We start from the raw sequence: 6,701 nt of genomic DNA, 5'->3' as shown, positions 1-6,701 counted from the left end.
TGCTTGGTACATTATCATATTTAACAGATTTATTTTTTATTGATGAAGCTCATGCTCCAAGTTATGATGATGCGGAGTATATTGAGCAACTAACAGGTCCTTTTGAAGTGACTAAAATGTGGCTAGATCAATACTTCTCTGGTAATAAGCCTTTTATTATTCCCCCTATTAAATTAGAAGGCACTGAATTCCGTAAATCTGTATGGGCTGTGTTACAAACAATCCCTTATGGAGCAACTACTACCTATGGTGATATTGGCAAAGAGATTGCAAAGCACCAAGGAAAAGATACGATGTCTGCCCAAGCAGTAGGAGGTGCCGTAGGTCATAATCCTATTTCTATCATCATTCCTTGTCATCGTGTTATCGGTAGCAATGGTAAACTAACTGGTTATGCTGGTGGTCTTGATCGAAAGAAATATATGCTAGACCTAGAGGCGAAGCATAAATAAATTAATAGTTAATATCAACTATAGATAATAACAAACAAATTAATAACAAAGTAAAAATAAGAAAAGAGATTACTCTTATGTATAGATAGATATACATAAAGGTAATCTCTTTTTAGATTAAATTATATTTAGTTATACGTAGTTGTATTTAATATAAAGATTTTATTATCTCTCAAGATATAAGTAGATACAATGTTTTAATCATTTGTCTATATTAATTACCCGTATTAAATGAATTGGTTTTCTAAGGTACCAATACCGCTAATTGTAATAGAAACAGTATCACCAGGCTTAAGCCAAGAGTATTTACTTTCATTTTTACCGAGCACAACACCACTAGGAGTACCCGTAAAGATAATGTCACCTTCTTGTAGTGTAATATACTGAGATACAAATTCTATAATAGCGTCCGGCTTGAATATCATTTGTTGTAATTTAGCTTGTTGACGTACTTCGCCATTAACAGTGGTCGTAATAGTAGCGCTTTCAAAATCAAATACATGAGGAGGAATAATCGTAGGGCCAATAGGGGCAAAATTATCTAACGATTTACCGAGAATCCATTGGGAGCCTCTAAATTGTAATGTGCGCGCAGATACGTCGTTGCCAACGGTATATCCTAAGATATGTTCCATAGCTTTTTCTCGAGGAATATTTTTACCAGATTTTCCAATGATAATTACCAGTTCGCCTTCGTAATCATAATGCAAGGATTCATCTTCAATAGTAATTGCATCATGATTGCCTGCTAGGGCAGTAGAGGTTTTCATAAAGATTTCTGGAAAATCATGAGTAGCGAGACTAGTTTCTGCAATATGATCTGCATAATTTAAACCAATACAAATAATACTTTTCGGATTGGAAATTAGGGTACGGTTAGTAGATTCTTTCATGAGAGATACCTCCTTAAGAGATGGGACATATATATCTTAAGCTAATTATAATATAAATAGGTATATAAAGAATATTGTTGACGGAATAATTATATAGAGGCATTTTTGTCACATTCTATTTGTTATATTAAAAAAAAAGTAATAAAAGGAGGATATCCTATGTATATGCATAGAAATATGACAGATGAATTTATAGGTTCCGTAGCGTCCTGTAACATTATAAGTATAGGTAGTTGGTATGGTGATTTACCAGATGGCGTTCCAAAGGAAGTGAAATTAAATCGTAAAGATTATTATATTGAAGAGATACAACATATTTCTATTAAGGAAACCATTAGTGTTACGTATGGCATTAAATGGGAGCATATTTCGAAACCTGTAGAGGGTAAAATAGAATCCTTCAATACTACGGAGTACTTAATTGAAAAGACTCAAAAACAATTTTTACTAGAGCTTATGGAGCATAGGTTTTCTGATAATATTGTCCTATATGGTGAGGATGAGTGTGCTGTTCAAGTGCAGCTCATCAACACTGAGGGGCAGGAATTCATATATGAATTTCCCTTTGATAATGATATGAGGGCCATGTCTATACTATTTAGACAAATTTTAGGTGCGCCTACATTGCTTTTGTTTGATGGGAATCGTGAAAAAGATAGAATTCAAGAGATTCATATTGAAGTGCAAAAAAATATATATCAAGAATATGGTGATGTAAATACATTGAGTTTTAATTGGAATCGGTCTTCTATTTCCATTGATTGTAAGAGTAAGCAATTTGGGCATACTAGCCAAAGTCATAGCGATTATGTAGATACACAGATGATTCACCAGTTGAAACAAGATATTGACTTTCATCTTGGTGATGCATTGTATAATTTAAATACCTTTAGTCTTAGTGAAAGTAATGACCTTGATAGAGACCCTGCCCGTGGTGGTGTTCTAACAGTACGAATTAAATGGGCCCATAAAGCTGATACACTCTATATAGGAAATCTAACAGATCAGTATGTACCCGCTTGGTATAAAAATCTAATTAGTTTTATACGTACTCATACAAGAGATAAATCTTTACAAGAGTTTTTACAATCCCATCATACATCTGATAGGGGGCTATATACATATTGCGCTGTATATATTTTTAAGGTTGACCAAGAATTTTACTATCGTACCGATAGGAATGATATATATGAAGGGGATATTGTAAAAGTCCCTTTTGGGTCTGATAATAAGGTTCGTACTGGTCGTGTAGAATCTATTTCATACCACACACGTTACGATGTACCTTTTGATTTGAGTCGTACCAAATTCATCATTGATAAGGACATCGAGATCATATATTGATAATAACAATAAACTCTATAGACTCTATAGAATCTATTGAAATTACACGATTATAGTGATAAGATTAAAAGTATATCAATATAAATGGAGGTCATTGTTATGAGCAAGAATATCGATTGGGATAATCTCGGTTTCGGTTATATAGAAACTGACTACCGTTATTTATCTACATATAAAGATGGTAAATGGGATGAAGGTGGTTTAATCACTGATTCTAATGTTGTGTTAAACGAATGTGCTAGTGTGTTCCAATATGCCCAAACTATTTTTGAAGGTTTAAAAGCATATTACACTAAAGACGGACGTATTGTATGTTTCCGCCCAAATCTTAACGCAATTCGTTTAGATGAATCTGCAGAACGTCTTGTAATGCCTAAGTTACCTGAAGGTCGCTTTATTGAGGCTGTAAAAGAAGTGGTAAAAGCAAACAAAGACTTTGTTCCTCCATATGGTCACGGTGCAAGCCTTTATGTTCGTCCTTACATGATGGGGACAAATTCTGTTATCGGCGTAAAACCGGCAGATGAATACCAATTCCGTATCTTAACTACACCAGTAGGCCCATACTTCAAAGGTGGTGCTAAACCGATTAAAATCCGTACTACTGATTTTGACCGTGCCGCTCCTCATGGTACTGGTCATATTAAAGCTGGCTTAAACTATGCTATGAGCTTGTACGCTATTACAGATGCACACAATGAAGGTTACGCAGAAAATATGTACCTTGATGCGGCTACTCGTACACATGTTGAAGAAACTGGTGGAGCTAACTTCATCTTTATTACTAAAGACGGCACATTAGTAACACCTAAATCTAATAGTATTTTGCCATCTATTACACGTCGTTCTTTGATGTACGTAGCAGAACATTACCTTGGTATGAAGGTAGAACATCGTCCTGTACACGTAGATGAATTGAAAGATTTTGCTGAAGTTGGTCTTTGTGGTACAGCAGCAGTTATCTCACCTGTAGGTTTGATTCACACTAAAGATGGTGATATCCATGTACCTGCTGGTATGGATGATATGGGCCCTATCACTAAAAAATTATATGACACATTACTCGGCATTCAACACTGTGAAATCGAAGCTCCAGAAGGTTGGATCGTTGAAATTTGCTAATTCTTTCTTGAATTATGTAAATGTGAAAGTAATAAAAACGGCATCTATCGTCTGATAGATGCCGTTATTCATTTCATTGAGATATTATTAAACTATTGATTTTGATTGATACATATTCTAGTTCTAATTAGTTAGACTTTGCTCGGCTTAGTACTTTGGACATAAACTTTTCGTTGTTAATTACAAACCGTTCATGTGTGCCATGACCAATGATACCAACGCCATCAGAGGCTTCAATATCAAAGGTGATTTTACGGCCGTCTACAGCACTGACCGTTGCTTTAGCGGTTACTGTGGCACCTAAAGGTGTAGGGGCTTCATGCGTAATGGAAAGGGAAATACCTACCGTGCCTTCACCTTCTTCTAAATGGGGTTGCACTGCGGCTTGAGCTGCTTCTTCCATAAGAGCACACATAGCTGGTGTAGCAAAGACCTCTAAAGAACCAGATTTCATAGTTTTTGCAATATTAGATTCTGTTACTGTAACAGTTGCTGTAGCTGTTTGACCTGCTGATACCATAATTTACCTTCTTTCATTAAGAATATTCTCGTTATACTAGTATTATACATCTATAATTAATTATTATGCTATTAAAATTGTATAATAACTTATCATTATGTGTGGTTAAAATGGCTAATGAAATTGGTCATAAATAAATGTAACTATTTACAACTGTTCTATAGAACCCGTGATATAATAGAAATAGTTTCTATAAAATGAGGTATATATGAGTAAAAGAAATTTAAAGCCCTCTGGTGAGGGCTGGGTACAGTTAATAGCAGGAATAGGTTTTATTATCCTATTAATTGTCATAAATATTGTAGATCCTACGTTTTATCCGACCATGTGGCACTTGGCTACGAGTGGATCTATGGAGGAAATAGCAGAGTATATTCAAAGCTTTGGTCCTATGGCTATGGTTGTGAGTATGGTCCTCGATATTTTCGTTAATGCTGTAGGATTCTTGCCATCCATTTTTATTTCAACTGCAAATGGTTTGGTATTCGGTTTGTGGCCAGGCATCATTATTTCTTGGCTAGCAGAAACAATTGGGGTAGTTATTAGCTTTTATATTATGCGTTACTTCTTGCGTGATACAGCGGACAAGTTGATTGCCAAGAGTACAGTATTGATGAAAGTAGATGATTTCTCCGGTAAAAATGGTTTTGTGGTCATGTTATTTGCCCGGTCTTTACCATATTTCCCGTCTGGTGTCATTACTGCATTAGGCGCCATTAGTAAGATTAAACCGAGAGATTATATCTTAGCGAATTTAATCGGTAAGTTCCCATCTACAGCTTTAGAAGTGGCTATTGGTACAGATATAGTTAACTTCCAAGAGAATATGGGGCGCTTAGGAATTATTGTAGTTGTTGCTGGCGTAGTGTACTTTATACTATGGAAAGTGTACAAGAGCTATATGGATAAGAAAAATGCGGAACAAGAGCACGATCCTGAGGCGTAACAATTTCTAATCTTAGTCAAAATTTTGAACTTATTATATATGAAAGAGGCGATAGTATGAGCTTTTCTCTTCCTGAACGAGTAACCTTAAAAGGTCCTAATTTTATTCGTGAAGTATTCGAACGTGGTGTAGGGGTAGAAGGTTTTATCAGCTTTGGTATCGGTAATCCTGCTCCTGAAGCAATTCCAGTTGAGGTTATTGAAAAGGCTTTTGACGAAGTGGTTCACTCTAATCCTATGAGTCTTTTACAATATGGGCCTATGCAAGGCGATGCACGTCTTGCAGAACTAACATTGGAACGTCTGGTAAAAACACATAAAATGAACCCAGAAGGTCAAGGTCTTATTATTTCTAATGGGGCGGGTCAATTATTAGGTCTTGTACCGATTACTGTATTAGAACCAGGCGATGAAGTGTACATGGATGAGTTTACTTTCACTAGTGCTATTAATTCCGTTCGAAACATGGGTGGTAAAGCATTAGGTATTAAAACAGATGAGCACGGCATGATTCCCAGCGAATTAGAAAAAGCTGCTCAATCTGGCAAGGGAAAATATATTTACCTCATTCCTAACTTCCAAAATCCAACAGGCATTACGATGCCGTTGGAACGTCGTAAGGAGATTTACGCTATTGCATCTAAATATGATTTGTTTATCTATGAAGATGATCCATATGGTGAAATTAGATTTGCTGGAGAATACATTCCGACGTTTAAATCTTTTGATACAGAAAATCGCGTTCTTTACGCTGGTTCTTATTCCAAGACATTGTCTGCAGGGTTGCGTGTAGGTTTCTTATTTGGTCCAGCTAAAGTTATTGAAGCTATTCAAGCATTAAAAAATAATACGGCAGGGCAAATGCCATTAGTAACTCAAAAAGTAGTAGCTAAAGTGCTAGATACGATTGATTATGATGAACATTTAGATAATGTGCGAAAAGTATATAAAATGAAATGTGATGCTTTACTTAATGCTTTTCATAAGTATGCCAGCTCTAAAGTTCATTTAACGCAGCCTACTGGAGGCATGTTTGCATGGATGACTATGCCGGCTGAAGTTAACTGTGATGAATTTTTCGAAGCGTGTATGGACCGCAATGTAGGGATTATTAAATGCGGTGCCTTTGCAGCGGATGGTGCAGGGGAAGGTCATGCGTTCCGCTTGAGCTATACGGTACCAACTGTAGAAGAAATTACAAAGGGCATGGAAATTCTAGGTGCTTTAACTAAAGAATTCTGTGGCGAGTAATATATTGATAATTTTTGATATGACGTGATACAATGTAACAGTAGATACATTGTATTTACCATATAAACAAAAGGTTTTACATATAGATGTGAGGTAGTTCCTCCAAGAAAGTAGGTGTATACTATGGGTTGCGGTAGCAGCAGTGATTGTGGCGGATGCCCATCTCAATCTTCT

Annotated in this window: 7 protein-coding genes; 5 read left to right on the top strand and 2 right to left on the bottom strand. The window is 35.9% G+C overall.

Features of this window, described 5'->3' with window-relative positions; genetic code table 11:
• A partial coding sequence (locus tag Q0507_RS05215; RefSeq protein ID WP_298713398.1) for a methylated-DNA--[protein]-cysteine S-methyltransferase occupies positions 1 to 452 on the top strand: 452 nt, incomplete at its 5' end.
• 227 nt (positions 453 to 679) lie between these two features.
• On the opposite strand, the gene Q0507_RS05210 is transcribed toward Q0507_RS05215, so the two are convergent.
• Positions 680 to 1,345, bottom strand: coding sequence for a fumarylacetoacetate hydrolase family protein (locus tag Q0507_RS05210; RefSeq protein ID WP_298713395.1), 666 nt, complete (start codon positions 1,343 to 1,345; stop codon positions 680 to 682).
• A gap of 159 nt (positions 1,346 to 1,504) precedes the next feature.
• Between Q0507_RS05210 and Q0507_RS05205 the strand changes: the two genes are divergently transcribed.
• Together Q0507_RS05205 and Q0507_RS05200 are read left to right on the top strand one after the other, a co-directional pair.
• Positions 1,505 to 2,689 (top strand): hypothetical protein, encoded by a 1,185-nt coding sequence (locus Q0507_RS05205; RefSeq protein WP_298713392.1) that lies wholly within the window; start codon positions 1,505 to 1,507, stop codon positions 2,687 to 2,689.
• 99 nt (positions 2,690 to 2,788) lie between these two features.
• Positions 2,789 to 3,811, top strand: coding sequence for a branched-chain amino acid aminotransferase (locus Q0507_RS05200; RefSeq protein WP_298713389.1), 1,023 nt, complete (start codon positions 2,789 to 2,791; stop codon positions 3,809 to 3,811).
• A gap of 127 nt (positions 3,812 to 3,938) precedes the next feature.
• Here Q0507_RS05200 and Q0507_RS05195 read toward each other — a convergent pair whose 3' ends face one another.
• A complete protein-coding gene (locus Q0507_RS05195; RefSeq protein ID WP_298707025.1) occupies positions 3,939 to 4,331 on the bottom strand; it encodes a thioesterase family protein in 393 nt (130 codons plus the stop codon).
• Between the two features lie 208 nt (positions 4,332 to 4,539).
• Here Q0507_RS05195 and Q0507_RS05190 point away from each other — a divergent pair, with 208 nt between their 5' ends.
• On the top strand, positions 4,540 to 5,277 hold the full coding sequence (locus Q0507_RS05190; RefSeq protein WP_298713386.1) for a TVP38/TMEM64 family protein: 738 nt from the start codon (positions 4,540 to 4,542) through the stop codon (positions 5,275 to 5,277).
• Positions 5,278 to 5,333: 56 nt separating this feature from the next.
• The gene (locus Q0507_RS05185) at positions 5,334 to 6,527 is read left to right on the top strand and encodes a PLP-dependent aminotransferase family protein (RefSeq protein ID WP_298713384.1); all 1,194 of its coding nucleotides are present in this window, start codon (positions 5,334 to 5,336) and stop codon (positions 6,525 to 6,527) included.
• The last annotated feature ends 174 nt before the right edge of the window (positions 6,528 to 6,701 follow it).

The sequence above is a fragment of the uncultured Veillonella sp. genome (assembly GCF_938010505.1).
Taxonomy (GTDB): Bacteria; Bacillota; Negativicutes; order Veillonellales; family Veillonellaceae; genus Veillonella.
This window is presented reverse-complemented; position numbering and strand designations above follow the sequence as displayed.